This window comes from Streptomyces sp. NPDC047042, assembly GCF_040644035.1.
Taxonomy (GTDB): domain Bacteria; phylum Actinomycetota; class Actinomycetes; order Streptomycetales; family Streptomycetaceae; genus Streptomyces.
In genome coordinates, this window is sequence record NZ_JBEYVP010000003.1 from 259,404 (window position 1) to 276,436 (window position 17,033).

Here is a 17,033-nt window from a genome sequence, read left to right on the forward strand (position 1 = left end):
CACATGCTCATCACACATAGGGACTCATGAACAACGCTGTGCACAACGGGGTCTGGTCCGGGACCTGGGTCGCCGAGCGGCTCGGGGTCGAGCTGGTCGGCGACGACGAGCTGCGAGAGCTGCTCGGACTCGCCCTGCGGCGCAACCCCAAGCGGGCGCACCTGCTGGTGTCGAACGTGCTCGGCAAGCACGTCCCGCAGTCGCCCGCCGTCGTCTACGGGCACGGCTTCGCCCTGGGCAGGCGGGTGCGCGAGCTGCTGGGCGCCGACGAGTCCCGGCGCGCCGTCGTCCTCGGCTACGCCGAGACGGCCACCGGCCTCGGCCACTGTGTCGCCGACGGCGTGGGCCTCGCGCCCTACCTGCACTCCACCCGGCGCCCGGTCGAGGGCGTGGCCCGGGCCGGCGGCTTCGAGGAGTCCCACTCGCACGCCACCTCCCACCTCCTCCTCCCGGAGAACCCCGCCCTGCTGGCGGGCCCCGGCCCGCTGGTCCTCGTCGACGACGAGTTCTCCACCGGCAACACGGTCCTCAACACCATCCGAGCCCTGCACGAGCGCTACCCGCGCGAGCGGTACGTCATAGTCGCCCTGGTCGACATGCGCGCCCCGACGGACGTGGCCCGCCTGGACGAGTTCGCCGCTGAGATCGGCGCACAGATCGACCTGATAACAGCGGCAAAGGGCACGGTAACCCTGCCCGAGGGGGTGCTGGAGAAAGGGCAAGCACTGGTCGCCGGGCACGAGCAACCCACCTCAGGGGCGCGGGGAACTGCGCGACCAGCCCCCACAGACCCGCACCCGCCGAACAACCAGCCCACCCGAGTCGAACTGCGCTGGCCGGCCAAACTGCCGGACGGCGCCCGCCACGGCTTCACCCCCGGCCACCGAATACGCCTGGAGACCGCACTCCCCGCGATGGCGGCAACCCTCGCCGAATCCCTCCCCGAGGACGCGCACCGCGTCCTCGTCCTCGGCTTCGAAGAGCTGATGTACGCCCCCCTCCGCCTCGCCCGCGAGCTGGAGCAGGTGACGCAAGTCGCCGAGATCCGCTACTCGACGACCACCCGCTCACCCGTCCTCGCCGTGGACGACCCGGGGTACGCGATCCGCAGCCGCCTCGTCTTCCCGGCCCACGACGACCCGGCCGACGGGCCCGGCGAGCGCTACGCCTACAACGTGGCAGGCGCCGGCTTCGACGCCGTCGTCGCGGTCGTGGACTCGGCCGCCGACACACCCGAACTGCACGCCCCCGACGGCCTGTTGGCCACGCTCGCCGGACACACGCCGCACGTCCTGCTCGCCGTCGTCCCCTCGTACGTACCCGCTCCTCCGCACGTACCCGAAAGGCCCCGCATGCTGCCCGAGCCCCTCCGCGGTCCCGCGTTCTCCTCGTACCCACCGGACGAGGTCGGCTGGCTGCTGCAGGACCTCTCGGACGTCACCCTGGAGGCGCCCACCGAGGAGCGCGAGGAGGCGATCCAGGCGGGCGGTGCCCACTACGCCGAGTCGCTGCCGGTCGAGTACCAGCCCAGCGACCAGTACCAGGAGCTGTTCCGCGCCGCCCTCGACACCTCCGCCGCCCGTATCGCCCAAGCGGTGGGCGCGGTCACGGAGTTGGTGCTCGCCGAGCGGTCGCCGCGTCCCGTACTCGTGTCGCTGGCGCGGGCCGGAACGCCCGTCGGGGTGCTGATGCGCCGCTGGGCCCAGCACCGGCACGGGCTCGAACTGCCCCACTACGCCGTGTCGATCGTCCGGGGCCGGGGCATCGACGCCAACGCGCTGCGCTGGCTGGCCGCCCACCACGACCCCGCCGACGTCGTGTTCGTCGACGGCTGGACCGGCAAGGGCGCCATCACCCGCGAACTCGCCGACGCCATCGAGGAGTTCGAGGCGTCCGACGGCATCACCGGCTTCGACCCGGAGATCGCGGTACTGGCCGACCCGGGCTCCTGCGTCCGGACGTACGGCACCCGCGAGGACTTCCTCATTCCCTCCGCCTGCCTCAACTCCACGGTGTCCGGCCTGATTTCACGGACCGTCCTGCGCGCGGACCTGGTCGGCCCGAACGACTTCCACGGCGCCAAGTTCTACCGCGAACTCGCCGGCGCCGACGTCTCGTTGGACTTCCTCGACGCCGTCGCCGCCCGCTTCCCCGAGGTCACGGACGCCGTCGACAGCACGGTGAAGGAACTGCTGTCCGGCGACCGCGCCCCGACCTGGGAGGGCTGGGCGGCGGTCGAGCGGATCAGCGAGGAGTACGAGATCCACGACGTCAACCTCGTCAAACCCGGCGTCGGCGAGACCACCCGGGTGCTGCTGCGCCGCGTCCCCTGGAAGATCCTGGCCCGCGCCGGAGCGGGCGCCGACCTCGACCATGTACGCCTGCTCGCCGAGCAGCGGGGCGTACCCGTCGAGGAGGTGGCCGAACTCCCGTACACCTGCGTGGGGTTGATCCACCCCAAGTACACACGGGGCGCGACCGGCGCCGACGGCAAGGCGGTGTCGGTATGAGTCCCGTCCTGGTCGCCAGCGATCTCGACCGCACCCTCATCTACTCCGCCGCCGCACTCGCGCTGACCATGCCGGACGCCCGCGCGCCCCGGCTGCTCTGCGTCGAGGTGCACGAGACCCGGCCGCTGTCGTACATGACGGAGACGGCCGCCCAGCTGCTCACCGAGCTCGGCGACGCGGCGGTCTTCGTACCGACGACCACCCGGACCCGTAAGCAGTACCTGCGCATCAACCTGCCGGGGCCGGCACCGAAGTACGCGATCTGCGCGAACGGCGGGCACATCCTCGTCGACGGTGTCGCCGACCAGGACTGGCACGCGCGGGTGCAGGCGCGGCTCGCGGACGAGTGCGCGTCTCTGGACGAGGTCCGGGAGCATCTCGCCGCCACCGCCGACCCGCTCTGGGTGCGCAAGCACCGTATCGCCGAGGACTTCTTCGCCTATCTCGTCGTCGAGCGGGAGCTGCTCCCCGAGGAGTGGGTGAAGGAACTGGCCGTCTGGGCGGAGGTCCGCGGCTGGACCGTCTCCCTCCAGGGCCGCAAGATCTACGCCGTCCCGAAGCCGCTCACCAAGAGCGCGGCGATGCGCGAGGTCGCGCGGCGGTCCGGGGCGACGCTCACGCTTGCGGCCGGTGACTCGCTGCTCGACGCCGATCTGCTTCTTGCCGCGGATCGGGGCTGGCGCCCTGGGCACGGCGAGCTGGCGGAGACGGAGTGGAAGGCCGAGACCGTCACCGCGCTTCCCGAGCGGGGGGTTGCCGCCGGGGAGCGGATCCTGCGGGAGTTTCTTCGGGAAGTGCGGTAGGGATCTTTTAGGGGTGCCGTGAGGGGTTGTCGGGTCGCTGCTGCGCCGTTGTGGCTGGTCGCGCAGTTCCCCGCGCCCCTTGGGGGCGCCCGTGTGCACGGCGTTTCATGCGTACGGCGATGAACATGGCCAGGGCCACTGCCGCGCCCGCCAGCACCACCTTCGAGTACGCGGAGACGACCGTCGTGACCTCTGTCCAGTTGTCGCCCAGCAGGTAGCCCGCGCACACGAAGGCCGTGTTCCACAGGGCGCTGCCGAGGGTGGTGAGGCCCAGGAACACCGGCAGTGGCATGCGTTCGACGCCGGCCGGTACGGAGATCAGGCTGCGGAAGACGGGGATCATCCGGCCGAAGAACACCGCCTTCGTGCCGTGCCGCAGGAACCACGCCTCGGTCTTCTCGATGTCCGCCACCTTGATCAGCGGCAGCCGGGCGGCGATCGCGACGGTGCGGTCCCGGCCGAGCAGCGCGCCGACCCCGTACAGGGCGAGCGCGCCGACGACCGAGCCGGCCGTGGTCCACAGGAGCGCGGCGAACAGGCTCATCTGCCCGGTGCTCGCCGCGAATCCGGCCAGCGGCAGGATCACCTCGCTCGGCAGCGGCGGAAAGAGGTTCTCCAGGGCGATGGCGAGCCCGGCGCCGGGGGCGCCGAGCGTGTCCATGAGGTCGGTGACCCACTGGGGTGCGGCCGTCGTGGCTGTCATTCGGCCAGGCTAGGAAACCCAACCTGAAGAGACCCTGAACGCCCTCAGCCGCAGCAGCCCCCACCGCAGCAACCGCCGCCTCCGCCACCGCTCGCGCGCGGTGCCGACGCCGGTGCGGACGCCGAGCCGCCGACGGCGACCGTCGACAGCAGCTTCACGGTGTCGTCGTGACCGGCGGGGCAGTCCGCGGGGGCGGCCGACTCGGCCATCGGGCGGCTCAGTTCGAACGTGTCGCCGCAGGTGCGGCAGCGGTACTCGTAGCGAGGCATGCGCACAGGTTAGTCCCCAATTGCTCGTCCTGTGCAGCCCACAGGTTTCGGACGTGGTCCTTTCCGCCCATTCCCCGTGTGGAGAACGTGCGAAGATCGCTGGTATTTTGTGTTTGCCGCGATGACTCGTGAAGTCGGGGAATTCAGGGCTGCGCGGAGTGCGGAGGGGCGTGTCGTGATGCGGGAACCGGATGAATCGGACGCCACTCTGCATTTGCGCATATCTGACTTAGATATTGACCCCGGGTCGGGAAACAGGCGTAAAGCCCGGTTGGCTCGTAAATCCCGCCGGGTAATTCTCTCGGGGCTTCTCGGCCGCCTCGCGGCCCACGCGCCGAAGTACCCGCGGCCCGGCCGTACCGGCTGGCGGCGCTGGATACCCTCCTGGCGCCAGTGGGCAGGGGGTGTACTGGGCTCCCTGGGCGTGAGCGCCCTGCTGCTCGGCATCGCCTACGCGGCCACCGACATTCCCGACGACCTCAACACGTACGCCACCCAGCAGGACAATGTGTACTTCTGGGCCGACGGCACGCCCATGGCCCGCACCGGCTGGGTGCAGCGGCAGGCGATGCCGCTCAACGAGGTCCCCGAAGGGGTGCGCTGGGCGGTGCTCGCCGCCGAGAACGCGAGTTTCTACAGCGATTCCGGCATTTCCCTCAAGGGCATCAGCCGCGCCCTTTTCCGTACCATCGGCCAGGGGGACACCCAGGGTGGATCGACCATCACCCAGCAGTACGTCAAAAACGTCTATCTCAACCAGAACCAGACGATCGGCCGCAAGTTCACCGAGGCCATGATCGCCCTCAAGCTCGACAACCGGATGAGCAAGGACGACATCCTCGAGGGCTACCTCAACACCAGCTGGTTCGGCCGCGGCTGCTACGGCATCCAGCGCGCCGCCCAGGCCTACTACGGCAAGGACGTCAGCCGGCTCGACGCGAGCGAGGGCGCGTTCCTCGCCTCCCTCCTCAAGGGAGCCGGCCTGTACGACCCGACCCTGAGCCGCGCCAACCGCGCCCGCGCCGTGGATCGCTGGTCCTGGACCCTGGACCGGATGGTCGAGATCGGCAGACTGACGCAGGCCGAGCGGGACAAGTTCACGAAGTTCCCGGAGCCGCTGAAGAGCAACCCGCTGTACGACACCGGTGAGCAGACCGACTACCTGGTGGAAGTGGCCTCGCAGTACGCCAGGAAGACCGCGAAGATCTCCGACAAGGACTTCGACCTCGGCGGCTACCAGGTCTACACGACGTTCGACCGCGCACGGGAGCGCAAGCTCGCCGACGCCGTCACCAAGGCCCGCAAGAAGGCGCTGAAGGACGATCCGAGCGCGGCGAAAACCGCCCACTACGGCGCCGCCTCGGTGGCCGCCGACGGCCGGATCCTCGCCGTGTACGGCGGCCCCGACCACCGTACGCAGGGCTACAACGAGTCCAACTCCACCACCGTGCCCGCCGGTTCGGCTTTCCTGCCGTTCGTGTACGCCGCCGGGCTCGACCACGGGGTGCGCAAGAGCCGGGACGTGGAGGCGACACGTGTCACCGGGGAGACCCTGTACAACGGCGACGACGACGTGCCGGTGATGACGCCCGAGGGGCCCTACTGGGACCGCAGCGGCAAGAAGGTGTACGCCAGCAACGACGGCGACCGGTCCTACGGGCAGATCTCCCTGCGCCGGGCGCTGGAGCTGTCGGTGAACACGCCGTTCATGCAGCTCGGCATGGACACCGGCCTCGACAACGTTCGCGCGACCGCCGAGGCCGCCGGTCTGCTGCCCGCCAGCATCGGGGCGCAGGTGCCCGCGCTGTCGATGGGCACCTCCACGCCCAGCGCGATCCGCATGGCCGGCGGCTACACGACGTTCATCGCGGGCGGCAAACGCACCGAGCCGTACTCGGTGCGCAGGATCACCCGCAACGGCATCGGCGTAGGCCTCCACATCCCCACCCCGACCCGCGCGATCGGCTCCGTGGCGGCCGAGGAGGTCACCTCCGCGCTCGCCGACACCTTCCGCGCCGCCCACCCCGCCGCCGCGGCGTCCGCCGTCGGACGGGTGACGGGGAAGGCGGGGACCAATCCGGACGACACCGCCTCCTGGTACGTCGGCACACACGACTTCGTGTCCACGGCTGTCGTCGTCTACCGCATCGACCTGGCCAAGAGCCTCGAACCGCTGCCGTTGAAGGGTCTCGCCGGGACCGCCGACGACAGCGTCCCGTACGGCATCTGGTCAGGCGCCATGGGCCCGCTCGGCTGACCACCGGAGCGGTGCCCCCACCCCCCTCGAAATGAGCAGGACATGAGACAACCGTCGGGCCGCCGTCGCAGGGCCCCGGCAACGCGTCCCCCCGCCAATCACCGGCCGCGCATCGCGGCGTACCTCGTCGTCGCGTCCCTGGCGCTCGCCTCCCTGACCGCCGGATATCTGACGGTGGGCCGCCCCGACCGCACCGCGCCGACGGCCTCCGTGGGGCCCGGGGACACCCTGAACGCCCCCGGGCAGGCGAGCGGCGAACCGAAGTGGGACGGCAGGACCAGGGTCCTGGGGGACGGTTCCACCTCGTACACCGGCCCGCAGCAGGGCCGGTTGAAGGCGGTACCGCTCAAGCCCGGTGAGAAACCGCCCCAGTTCGTCGTCTTCTCCTGGGACGGCGCACTCGCGGGCGACGACGAACTCTTCACCCACTACCGGGAGATGTCCGCGAAGTACGACGCCCACATGACGTTCTTCCTCACCGGCATCTACCTGCTGCCCAAGAGCAAGGCGAACCTCTACAAGCCCCCGCAGCACGCGGCCGGTTCGGCGGCGATCAGCTACGCCACCGACGACCACATCCGCACCACCCTCGACGAGCTCGGCAAGGCCTGGCAGGAGGGCAACGAGATCGGCACCCACTTCAACGGCCACTTCTGCGGCAAGAAGGGCGGCGGCGACTGGAGCGTCGCGGAGTGGAAGAGCGAGATCGACCAGTTCTTCTCCTTCGTGCAGAAGTGGAAGACCAACACCGGCTACACCGACCTCGCCCCGCTGCCGTTCGACATCAAGAAGGAGGTCACCGGCGGGCGCGCCCCCTGCCTGGAGGGCCAGGCGAACCTGCTGAAGGCCGCCAAGAGCTACGGCTGGCGCTACGACGCGAGTTCGGCGGGCGACTTCCAGATCTGGCCCGAGAAGAAGAACGGCATCTGGGACTTCCCGCTCCAGATGGTCCCGTACGAGGGAGGCAAGTACCAGGGCCTCTCCATGGACTTCAACTTCCTCTACAACCAGTCCAAAGGCGAGACCGACGGCCCTGCGGCCAACCACGCGCGCTGGCAGCGAGAGACCGTCGACGCCTACAAGGCGGGCTTCGACCGGGTGTACTACGGCAGCCGCGCACCGCTGTTCATCGGCAACCACTTCGAGGAGTGGAACGGCGGCATCTACATGAAGGCCGTCGACGAGGTCATGGCGGCCGTGTGCGTGCAGGAGGACGTCAAGTGCGTCTCCTTCAAGGAACTCGCCGACTGGCTCGACGTCCAGACCCCGGCGACGCTGGAGCGCCTGCGCGGCCTGGACCCGGCGCAGTCACCGGACTGGTCGACGGTCGTGAAGTAACCCGATACATCTGACGGACCGTCAACTTCCTTACGCGCAAAGGGGATCCCCGTTCACGGGAGCTCCACATCGCATGCGAAAATTCCACAACCCGGCATCCCCCATCGCCGGGGCAAGAGGGGATACATACGTGAAGTCAAGCAACAAGGGCCGTACACGCAGCCGCGCCGCCATAGTCGTCGCGGCCGCCGCGTCGGTCGCCGCCGGAACGGCGCTGCTGCCGGCCGCGAGCGCCAGCGCGGCGACCGCCCGCTCCACCGCCCCGGTCGTGGACCAGCAGACCAGGGCCACCTTCCAGCGCCTTGCCGACGCGGTCTTCACCGACCGTACGGACGCGCTGGTCGACGGCGGCCAGGGCACCCGGAAGAAGCCACTGACCAAGAGCTTCTCCGGCGCCGTCAAGCTGTCCGCCGCGCTGGCCCGCAGCGAGAACACCGCCCTGTCCTCGCTCGACCAGCGCAAGGCCCGCCTCGCCGCGCTCGGCGAGAGCTACAGCAAGGCCGACACCACCGTCACCCTGAACAGCACCCGCGTCCAGGGCACCAAGGCCGAGGCCGAGGTCACCGAGACCACGACCCTGACCTACAAGAAGGTCCGCGGCGACGAACCGGGGACCACCGGCTTCCAGGCCCACCACAAGCTGACCTTCACCGCCGACGCGCGCGGCGACTGGCAGCTGACGGGCATCCGGAACACCGACCCGGCCGCCGCCGGCATCGCGGTGAACCAGCCGGCCCAGCCGTCCACCGGCGCACGCGTCGCCCGGGTGGCCTCCGGCCCCACGCCCAAGGCCCCCCGCGCCGCCACCACCCGCACGGCACCGGCCAAGGCCAAGAAACTCACCGGCACCACCTTCAACTACAAGGCCATGGCCACGTACGCGGAGAAGTACTGGAAGAACTACAACACCGCCTACCCCAACTTCAACGGGCACGGAGCCGGCGGCGACTGCACCAACTTCGTCAGCCAGTCCCTGAAGGCAGGCGGCTGGAAGCACGTCCCCGGCTACGTCTACGACTACACCCGGTGGTTCGGCAACGCGGAGATCCAGTCGGACTCGTTCGTCGGCGTCAACGAGTGGTCCTGGTTCGCCCAGAACTCGAAGCGGACCACCAGCCTCGCGTACGTCTACCAGATGGACGTCGGCGACGTGCTCCAGATGGACTTCAACCGTGACGGGTCCAAGGACCACACGATGATCGTCACGTACCGCAGCCCCCAGGGCGTGCCGTACCTGACCTACCACTCCGCCAACACCTACCGCAGGTCGGTGGCGAGCATCATCGCGTCCGAGCCCAACTCGTACTACTACGCCTACCGCACCTGACAGCCCCGGTCCCGCCGCTACGGCCCCTCACCGGGCCGGGGCGGCGGGCCTCCGCCGCTCAGTGGGCGCTCAGTGGGCAGTGGCGGTCCCGCGTTCCTCACGGATACGGGCCACGACACCCGCCACCGCCTGCCGCACCGCCTCCGTCTCCGTCAGGAAGTGCCAGTAGTCGGGGTGACGGCCCTCCAGCCCGGCGATCGCGCGCTCCAGCCGCGCCACCGACTCGTCCAGCGGACGCGCGTGCCGAGGCTCAGGGGTGTTGCGCCCCGACATGGCCAGCCGCTGGGCGTCCCGGATCGCGAAGCGCGTACGGTCGATCTCACTCTGCGGGTCCTTCTGCACGGCGTTCAGCCGCCGCAACCGGTCCCCGGCCGCCGACACCGCCTCGTCGGTGGTGTTCAGCAGCGCCCGAACCGTCGACAGCAGCGCCGTCGCGTCCGGCCAGCGCTGCGCGTCCCGCGCCGCCTGCGCCTCCCTGAGCCTGGCCTCGGCCTGCCGTACATGGTCCGCGGCCTGCTCCGGTACGTGCTGCAGATCCTGCCAGCACTCCGCCGAGAACCGTCTGCGCAGCTCGCTCAGCACCGGCTCCACCTGCCCCGACCTGGTCGTCAGCGCCTCGGCACGGGTACGCAGCGACACCAGCCGATGGTCGATCTCGGCGGCCCGCTCCGGCAGCCGCTCCGCCTCGGCCCGTACCCCCTCCGCCTCGCGCGCGACCCGGTCGGCCCGCTCCAGCGTCTCCGGCACACCGTGCTGCCCGGCACCCTGGTTGAGCCGCGTCAGCTCGGGCCCGAGGGCGGCGAGCCGCGCGGCGAGATCGTCCGCCCGCAGCCCCGACCCCCGTACCCCGTCCAGGGCGTTGGAGGCGGCCAGCAGCGACTGGCGGGCGCGCTCCACCGAGGGCGCGAGCCGGGCCAGCTGCGTCTCCGCCTTGCCGAGCAGCGGCCCGAGCCCGTCCGCGAAGCGGTCCAGCTCCTGCTTGACCCGCCCCAGCTCCTCCTTGGCCCGGGTCAGCTCGGAGCGGGCGTGGGAGGCGGCCGAGGCCTCCAGGTCGTCGCGGTCGAGGTCATGGGCGTCGATGGCGGTGATGTACTGCCCGCTGACTTCGTCGATCCGCCGCCCGAGCCCCTCGAAGTCGGCGACCGCGCGCCGGGCGGCGGGGGTGTCGTCGACCGCCTTGATGGTCTCTATCGAGATCCGCAGATCCCGCTGGGCGGTGTCCAGTTCGTAGAAGGCGGCGGCAGCGGCGTCCTTCGCGGACTGCGCCTCGGCACGCTGGCTCTCGGCCCGCCCACCGAACCACCGCCGGGTACCACCACTGGCGAAGGCGGCGGGCAGGGCGAGAAGCAGCGGCAACGGCAGCAGTACGAGCGTCAGCGCGTCCCGGGCCGCGACGAGCGCGCCGGTGCGCGGGACCCGGGGAGGGCGGTGCCGACGGTGCTGTGGACGATCCGGCGAGGGGTGAGGCGATGGGTGAGGTGAGGGGTGAGGTGAGGGGGGAGGCGATGGGTGAGGCGACTGGTGCGCGCGCGGCGCAATCGGCGTGTACGGCTCAGAAGTAGTCGCCGTCACATCCCTCTCCCGTGCTGTGTTCCGCCCTGCCCGGTTCATTGTCCCACCGGTAGAGGACAAACACACGGCCCGGTCGGTTCGCGCTGCGCGTACCGGTCACGAATCGAACCGCGTCCCTGACGTCACGGGACCACCGCGCGGCTCACTCCCCGGCGAACCGCACCCGTATGCTCCCGTCCTGCGTCTTCGCGGACACCACATGCGCACTGCGCTCGGTGCGCGGCACCGACACCTTCACGGAGCCGTCGTCGGAGTCCGCCGTCACCCGGTACGTATCGCGGGGCAGCTCGATCGTGAGCGAGCCGTCGTCGCTGCTCGACTCCACGAGGTCCGGCGCGGCGGCGAGTTCGAGCCGCACCGAGCCGTCCTCCGAGTGGGCCCGCACCTGCTGGGAGCGCACACCGAGGGCGCGGATCGAGCCGTCGTCCGTGTGCAGCTTCAGCGGGCCCGTGGAGTCCTGCACGGTGACGGAGCCGTCCTCGGAGCGGATGTCGAGGGCCTGGTCGAAGCCGCGCGCGGTGACCTTCCCGTCTCCGTTCCGCACGATCACCGAGACCCCGCGCGGCACTTCGATCCGGTGTTTGGCGGCGCAGTCGGCGACCACGCCCGAACACTTCACCCGCAGCTTGAGCCGGTCGTCCTTCATGGCCCAGGTCACCTTGGGATCCTTGCCCAGGGCGACGGACCCCTGGAACCAGCGGGTGACCTCTATCCGGCCCGCCTTGTCCGAGTCCGTGGCGACGATGTCGAGCCCCGACTCGTTCGAGTCGACGGTCAGCGTGCGCCCGCGCAGGTCGAAGGAGCGGTGCTCCGGGTCCTTGTCGTCCCCGGCGGAGGCACACGCCGACGCGGCGGCGACGAGCGCGACCACGACACCGGTGACGGCGACGACACGGATGCGGGCGCGGGAGCGGGCGCGGGCGTGAGCATCGAGAGCGCGGGTGCGGATGCGCGGAAACGCTGAACGGGCCATGGTCCTACTCCCCCTGAGGCGAACGCGGGACCGGTGATCGGCGATCGGTGGAGCCGGCCCTGCGACACTCTTCGACCGTACGGAGCGGGGGCCCGCCCGGGCATCCGGGACGCTCCCGGAAGAAAGGTAGGGAAAACCCCCGGATCCGGGGGCATGGATGTCAGGGGCGGATACGAGTTTGCGAGGCAGTACCCCGGGCAATGTAGGCTGACGACTCGTCCTGGGCGCGTAGCTCAGCGGTAGAGCGCCGCCCTTACAAGGCGGATGTCGGCGGTTCGAAACCGTCCGCGCCCACCAGGGCTGATTAGCAGCTCAGAGGCCTCTTGGGGTAAATCCCCGGGAGGCCTCTCCTGTTGGAGCGTCTCCCGACGCGCGCCAGACATGCGGCGCACGCATCGGTGACGAACGGCGTGGCCGTGTCGGTCTCACCCACGAAGCGGCGCCCGACCGCGCCGGAATCGACCGGCCCTCCATCGTGCTCACCGAGCAGGGGAGCGGAAGCGGAACGGGCGCTCAACACCCTGCTCCTGAGCGCCGAGGCGATCGGCGTAGACCTCGCTACCTCCTCCCCGCCCGTACTCGGGCCATCCGGCCAGGTCGGAAGGCTGAGGGCCCGGACCGCCCGGCCGGTTCGAATGGAGCTTGAACTTTCACACAAACTCCCCCAGTACTCGCCGGTAAGCCAATCCGAAGGCTTTGCTTCCGTTATACGGTTCCGGAGATCTCGCAAGGCACGCCCGTCCAGGGAGCCCATTTTTCCCCCGGTGACTCCCGGCGCATGCGCCTGCCCGCATCCCAAACCCCCACGGAGTTTCGCCATGTCCAAGCACAAGTTCGTCGCCGAGCACCGAGGCCTCCTGGCCGCCGGAGCCGCTGTCGCCGCCATAGGTATCGCGGCGGGTGTGGTGGCCACGGCGGGCGCCGCCACACCGCAGGACATCTCCAAGGCCCCCGTGCGCAAGGTCGTCGTCGCGACGACGTTCTCGCCGGTGAGCGATGCGGCCGGGGCCAAGGCGGTGACCTACAAGCAGGATCTGGTGCCGGCAGGCGCGAGGGTCCAGGTGAAGGAGGAGCTGCGCCGCCAAGGCGGGACGCGTATCGAGCTGCGCCTGCGGGGCCTGGTCCCGAACCGCGTCTACGGCGTCCACGTCCACACCAAGCCGTGCGGGGCGCTGCCCGCTGATGCCGGGCCGCACTACCAGGACCGGGTGGACCCCACGCAGCCCTCGGTCGACCCGGTGTACGCCAACCCGCTCAACGAGGTATGGCTGGACCTGACCACGAACAAGGACGGGTCGGACCGCTCCATCGCCGTCGTCGGCTGGCAGTTCCGTGAGGGCGCGGCACGTTCCGTGGTCCTGCACGAGATGGGCACCGCCATGCACCCGGGCCACGCCGGAACGGCCGGTGCGCGCCTCGCCTGCGTCAACGTGCCGTTCGAGTAAGGACATCCCGGCCCGGGGGGAAATCCTCCCGGGCCGCCGTTCCGCAACCGCAACCGGTTCGTGCCTGTGGAACTGCGGCTTCCACATGGTCAACACAGACTTGTCATGGTGTGATCACAGGATGGTCGGTTTTCTCATCCGTCGCCTGCCCTTCTGGATCCGCGAGCCCCTGCTCATCCTGATCGGGTCCGTCTTCGGCGTGCGCATCATGTACCTCGCCGTCGTCGAGCAAAATCTGGGTGCGGCCGGTATCGGCGCGGTGTTCCTCCTGGTCGCCGCGGTCAGCGTCTACAGGGTGGTCAGGGCCCTGCGCGCACGCCGCAACCCGAGTCCGGTGATCCCGGCGGCCGGGACAGTGGTCGGCGCCGCCGCCCAGGCCCAGGTGCCGGTTCAAGGCCAGGCTCCGGCCCCGGCTGCGGTCCAGGCCTCGGCTCCGGTCAGGGTCCAGGCCCCGGCCCCGGTCCACGCCCCGGCCCCGGTCCAGGCCCCGGCCCCGGCCCCGGCCCCGGCCCCGGCCCCGGCCCCGGTCCCGGCCCCGGTCCCGGCCGGTCCGCCTCCCGCGCCGCGTGCTCCCGAGAAGGAGCCCAACGAGTGGGGCCAGGTCTTCGCGGCCGTGGCTGTGCTCGGGGTGATCGCGGCCGTCCTGTGGGTGGCCCCCAAGGTCCTGCCGTCCGACAACGCCAACAACTCCACCGAGCCCGCCTCGTGTTCGGACGGAGAGGGAGAGCACGAGAAGCTGCCGCAGGTCTACACAAAGGCGCCCCGGCCCGCCACCGGCGAAGAGCTGTGCGAGGCGCTCAACCGGCCGGACCTGGCCACGCTTCTCGGAACCCCCGAGGAGACCGCGAGCAGTGCTTCCGGCAGCAACGGCACCGCTCCCCTGACGGATGAGAAGGTCGCCGCGCCGGAGGGCCAGGTCGCGTTCGAGACGTACCACGTGCAGCTCCTGGCCACGTACAACCGCATGACCATCGACCAGTACGTGATGCTGATGAAGTACGGGAGTGAGCAGAACGTCCAGCACCTCAAGGTTCTCGGCCGGCCCGCGGTTCTCTCCTCGGATTACACGATGAAGATCGAGTTCAACCTCGGGGGCGCCAATTCCCCCAGACCTGTCACGAACGGCCCCCTGGCCAGGACGCTGACCGTGGCTCTCGACCGCGCCGACCGGGGCGGCTACTACGACCTCACCGTGTGGAGCGACACCGGAGCCCTCCCGGGCGACAGCGCTCTCCGCGCCATCGCCGAGAAGGTTCTCCCGACGCTTCCCGAACGGCCTGTTCGATAAGGCGCCGCCCGCGGGATCGTCACCGATGGCCCCTCGACGTTTTCGCCGGGGGGCCTTTTCGTGCGGCCGTCCCGTACGGCGGTTCGACGGCTGCCCCACGCAGCCAGGTGTGGTGTGCGCGACCTTCGGCTCGGGCCCACGTATGCGCCGGATATCGTGAGCGGCAGTTTGCCGGTGGGATCAGAGAGGTTTGCGGTGTCGGACGCGTCGGACGAGGGACGGCTCATCGCCGGGCGGTACCGCCTTACCGAGCAGATCGGTCGGGGCGGCATGGGCACGGTCTGGCTGGCCGCCGACGAGATGCTCAACCGCCGGGTCGCCCTCAAGCGACTGCACGAGGACTCCCGGTACGCCGACGACGAACTGGCCCTCATGTACGAGCGCACCCGCCGTGAGGCGCAGAGCGCGGCCCGGATCGCCCACCCGAACGTGGTCGTCGTACACGATGTCGTCGAGGACGACGGGCTGCCGTGCATCGTCATGGAGTACGTGCCGTCGACCACCCTCGGGGCCCTGCTCAAGAGCGGCGGAACCGTTTCACCCGAGGAAGCGGCCCGGGTCGGCCGGGGAATGGTCGGCGCGCTGCGGGCCGCTCACGAGGCCGGCGTACTGCACCGTGACGTCAAGCCGGGCAACGTCCTGCTCGCCGAGAACGGCCGGATCGTCCTCACCGACTTCGGCATCGCCACGGCGACCGGCACCAGCACCCTCACCCGGACCGGCGAGATCGTCGGCTCCATCGACTACATGGCACCGGAGCGCGTCCAGGGCGACACCCCCGGGCCCGCCTCGGACCTCTGGGCGCTCGGCGCGACCCTCTACCAGGCGGTGGAGGGGCAGCCCCCGTTCCGCAGGCTCACGCCGGTCGAGACGGCGTACTCCATTGTCACCGCCCCCCTGGAGCCGATGAAGCAGGCCGGCCCGCTCGAACCCCTGATCACGGCTCTGCTGGCCAAGGATCCGGCCGAGCGGCCCTCGGCGGAGGAGACGGAACTGGCCCTGCGGTCGGTGACCGAGGACACGGAGCCGCGCGCGTGGACGGCGTCCGTTCCGCTGTCGACGCCGGGACGGGCTCCGGACCCGGACCGTACCGGCGGCACGCGGAGACGGACCGGCGCCGGAAAGCTGCCCTCCGTACCCGAACCGCCTCGTCGTGGGCGAGGGCTCCGCACTGTTCTGTGGAGCGCGGTCGCGGTGATCCTGGTCGCCGGGGGCACGGCGGGCGGCCTCTACTACCTGAACGGGTCCGGTGACGACACACGGAGCGCGGGTTCGGCGACGAGCCCCACCCCGACGACCTACGCACCCTCGCCCGTCCCCGACGGCTACCACCTGGTCACGGAGGAGACGCTCGGCATCGCCTTCCCGGTGCCGGACGGCTGGACGCTGGACAGGCGGACGTCCGGTGGGGTCGTCTATGTCGACGAGACCCGTCTGGCCGGCCTCACCATCGGCATGGTCGACCCCGCCGGCGACCCCCTGGCGCACCTCACGCAGATCGAGGCGAACACCAAGGTCAACTATCCGGGGGACAAGTACCGCAAGCTCTATCTGCAGCGCACCACCTACCGGGGCCAGAAGGCCGCCGTCTGGGAGTTCACCTTCCAGGGCCGGGCCCGTGTCTTCCACGCCATCGAACTCGCCTTCGGGCAGGAGGGCGGCCGGGAGTACGACATCTACGTCTCGGCGCCCGAGGAGAAGTGGGACACCTACCGGCCGGTCTTCGACCGGGTACGGGAAGGTTTCCGCATCACGTCCCCGTCCACGTCCTGAAGTCCGGCCGCCGCACACCTCACGCCAGGCCTCAGGCCTCAGGCGCCTCTTCCATGTCCTCGTGCGCGTGCTTGAGCCGCGTGCGTGCGTCCACCCGGTCCGGGCCCGTGACCTCGGCCCAGAAGCGGTGGCCGCTCACGAACACCGCCAGCTCGTGTTCCCGGCGCCGCAGCTTCTCCACCTCGGCCTGTTCGTCGGCCGTCCAGCCCGGTGAGGCGGGGCGCTCCACCTTGCGCCAGCCTCCCGTGTCACTGAAACCGTCCAGCGGCTCGACCGACCAGGGGAGTCGCTTCAGCAGGGCGGACAGCTCGGCCCGGACCTGATGCAGCTCCTCCTGACCGGCCAGGAGGTCACTCGGGAAGTCATAGGTCGTCGCCACGCGGTAATGGTACGCCTGTTCGATTTTGAGATGCGAGTTCCTTCCGGTACTTCCTCCTCCACTTCATGCGAATGGCCGAGGGCACGCGCGAGACTGGAGGCATGTGCCGCAGCATCAAGACCCTTCGTCCGCCCGTACTCCCCGAAGAGGCCACCGAGGAGGAGATCAGGGCTGCCGCCCTCCAGTACGTCCGCAAGATCTCCGGCTTCCGGGCGCCGGCCGCCCACAACCGCGAGGTTTTCGAACACGCCGTCGACGTCATCGCGGCGGCCACGGCCGAACTCCTCGACGGCCTCGAGGTGCGGGGCGGCGGTGCCAGGGTGGTGAGGGACGATACGGCGACAGCCCGGCAGGCGTCGTAGGACGCGTGCCGGGCTGTCGTTCAGGTCAGCCGCC

14 protein-coding genes and 1 tRNA gene are annotated in these 17,033 nt (G+C 70.4%); 10 read left to right on the forward strand and 5 right to left on the reverse strand.

Annotated features, from left to right (window positions below):
* The first annotated feature begins 26 nt into the window (after positions 1–26).
* A complete protein-coding gene (locus tag ABZ855_RS04805; protein ID WP_360800895.1) occupies positions 27–2,510 on the forward strand; it encodes a phosphoribosyltransferase in 2,484 nt (827 codons plus the stop codon).
* The gene (locus ABZ855_RS04810) at positions 2,507–3,313 is read left to right on the forward strand and encodes an HAD family hydrolase (protein WP_360800898.1); all 807 of its coding nucleotides are present in this window, start codon (positions 2,507–2,509) and stop codon (positions 3,311–3,313) included. The genes ABZ855_RS04805 and ABZ855_RS04810 overlap by 4 nt, the downstream gene beginning before the upstream one ends.
* 7 nt (positions 3,314–3,320) lie before the next feature.
* On the opposite strand, the gene ABZ855_RS04815 is transcribed toward ABZ855_RS04810, so the two are convergent.
* Positions 3,321–4,016: a DedA family protein gene (locus ABZ855_RS04815; RefSeq protein ID WP_360800901.1), complete on the reverse strand. Its 696-nt coding sequence runs from the start codon at positions 4,014–4,016 to the stop codon at positions 3,321–3,323.
* Between the two features lie 44 nt (positions 4,017–4,060).
* The gene (locus ABZ855_RS04820) at positions 4,061–4,285 is read right to left on the reverse strand and encodes a zinc ribbon domain-containing protein (RefSeq protein ID WP_360800904.1); all 225 of its coding nucleotides are present in this window, start codon (positions 4,283–4,285) and stop codon (positions 4,061–4,063) included.
* Positions 4,286–4,463: 178 nt separating this feature from the next.
* Between ABZ855_RS04820 and ABZ855_RS04825 the strand changes: the two genes are divergently transcribed.
* The 3 genes from ABZ855_RS04825 to ABZ855_RS04835 all read left to right on the forward strand — a co-directional run bounded on the left by ABZ855_RS04825 (position 4,464) and on the right by ABZ855_RS04835 (position 9,207).
* Complete coding sequence (locus ABZ855_RS04825) at positions 4,464–6,542, forward strand: transglycosylase domain-containing protein (protein WP_360801154.1); 2,079 nt, start codon at positions 4,464–4,466, stop codon at positions 6,540–6,542.
* 42 nt (positions 6,543–6,584) lie between these two features.
* Positions 6,585–7,880, forward strand: coding sequence for a hypothetical protein (locus ABZ855_RS04830; RefSeq protein WP_360800907.1), 1,296 nt, complete (start codon positions 6,585–6,587; stop codon positions 7,878–7,880).
* A gap of 130 nt (positions 7,881–8,010) precedes the next feature.
* Entirely contained in the window at positions 8,011–9,207 is a 1,197-nt protein-coding gene (locus tag ABZ855_RS04835) for an amidase domain-containing protein (RefSeq protein ID WP_360800910.1), read from the forward strand.
* Positions 9,208–9,276: 69 nt separating this feature from the next.
* Here the strand turns inward: ABZ855_RS04835 and ABZ855_RS04840 are convergent, their stop codons facing one another.
* Positions 9,277–10,779: a hypothetical protein gene (locus ABZ855_RS04840; RefSeq protein ID WP_360800913.1), complete on the reverse strand. Its 1,503-nt coding sequence runs from the start codon at positions 10,777–10,779 to the stop codon at positions 9,277–9,279.
* A gap of 142 nt (positions 10,780–10,921) precedes the next feature.
* On the reverse strand, positions 10,922–11,752 hold the full coding sequence (locus ABZ855_RS04845) for a DUF4097 family beta strand repeat-containing protein (RefSeq protein WP_360800916.1): 831 nt from the start codon (positions 11,750–11,752) through the stop codon (positions 10,922–10,924).
* A gap of 222 nt (positions 11,753–11,974) precedes the next feature.
* Between ABZ855_RS04845 and ABZ855_RS04850 the strand changes: the two genes are divergently transcribed.
* The 4 genes from ABZ855_RS04850 (at position 11,975) to ABZ855_RS04865 (ending at position 16,258) form a co-directional block, all read left to right on the forward strand.
* A tRNA-Val gene (locus tag ABZ855_RS04850) sits at positions 11,975–12,049 on the forward strand.
* A 521-nt stretch (positions 12,050–12,570) separates the two neighbouring features.
* A complete protein-coding gene (locus ABZ855_RS04855; protein WP_360800919.1) occupies positions 12,571–13,197 on the forward strand; it encodes a superoxide dismutase family protein in 627 nt (208 codons plus the stop codon).
* Positions 13,198–13,318: 121 nt separating this feature from the next.
* Positions 13,319–14,485 carry a DUF6215 domain-containing protein gene (locus tag ABZ855_RS04860; RefSeq protein WP_360800922.1) on the forward strand — a complete coding sequence of 389 codons (1,167 nt, stop codon included), beginning with the start codon at positions 13,319–13,321 and terminating at the stop codon, positions 14,483–14,485.
* A 195-nt stretch (positions 14,486–14,680) separates the two neighbouring features.
* On the forward strand, positions 14,681–16,258 hold the full coding sequence (locus ABZ855_RS04865; RefSeq protein ID WP_360800925.1) for a serine/threonine-protein kinase: 1,578 nt from the start codon (positions 14,681–14,683) through the stop codon (positions 16,256–16,258).
* Positions 16,259–16,289: 31 nt separating this feature from the next.
* Here the strand turns inward: ABZ855_RS04865 and ABZ855_RS04870 are convergent, their stop codons facing one another.
* Positions 16,290–16,637 carry a hypothetical protein gene (locus tag ABZ855_RS04870; RefSeq protein WP_360800928.1) on the reverse strand — a complete coding sequence of 116 codons (348 nt, stop codon included), beginning with the start codon at positions 16,635–16,637 and terminating at the stop codon, positions 16,290–16,292.
* Between the two features lie 101 nt (positions 16,638–16,738).
* Here ABZ855_RS04870 and ABZ855_RS04875 point away from each other — a divergent pair, with 101 nt between their 5' ends.
* Complete coding sequence (locus ABZ855_RS04875) at positions 16,739–16,999, forward strand: DUF2277 domain-containing protein (RefSeq protein ID WP_319205185.1); 261 nt, start codon at positions 16,739–16,741, stop codon at positions 16,997–16,999.
* Positions 17,000–17,033 lie beyond the last annotated feature (34 nt).

Bases quoted from the DNA above. Each gene is read 5' to 3' on its own strand.
- ABZ855_RS04805 (WP_360800895.1), top strand. From the start codon at position 27: ATGAACAACGCTGTGCACAACGGGGTCTGGTCCGGGACCTGGGTCGCC.
- ABZ855_RS04810 (WP_360800898.1), top strand. From the start codon at position 2,507: ATGAGTCCCGTCCTGGTCGCCAGCGATCTCGACCGCACCCTCATCTAC.
- ABZ855_RS04815 (WP_360800901.1), bottom strand. From the start codon at position 4,016: ATGACAGCCACGACGGCCGCACCCCAGTGGGTCACCGACCTCATGGAC.
- ABZ855_RS04820 (WP_360800904.1), bottom strand. From the start codon at position 4,285: ATGCCTCGCTACGAGTACCGCTGCCGCACCTGCGGCGACACGTTCGAA.
- ABZ855_RS04825 (WP_360801154.1), top strand. From the start codon at position 4,464: ATGCGGGAACCGGATGAATCGGACGCCACTCTGCATTTGCGCATATCT.
- ABZ855_RS04830 (WP_360800907.1), top strand. From the start codon at position 6,585: ATGAGACAACCGTCGGGCCGCCGTCGCAGGGCCCCGGCAACGCGTCCC.
- ABZ855_RS04845 (WP_360800916.1), bottom strand. From the start codon at position 11,752: ATGGCCCGTTCAGCGTTTCCGCGCATCCGCACCCGCGCTCTCGATGCT.
- ABZ855_RS04855 (WP_360800919.1), top strand. From the start codon at position 12,571: ATGTCCAAGCACAAGTTCGTCGCCGAGCACCGAGGCCTCCTGGCCGCC.
- ABZ855_RS04860 (WP_360800922.1), top strand. From the start codon at position 13,319: ATGGTCGGTTTTCTCATCCGTCGCCTGCCCTTCTGGATCCGCGAGCCC.
- ABZ855_RS04875 (WP_319205185.1), top strand. From the start codon at position 16,739: ATGTGCCGCAGCATCAAGACCCTTCGTCCGCCCGTACTCCCCGAAGAG.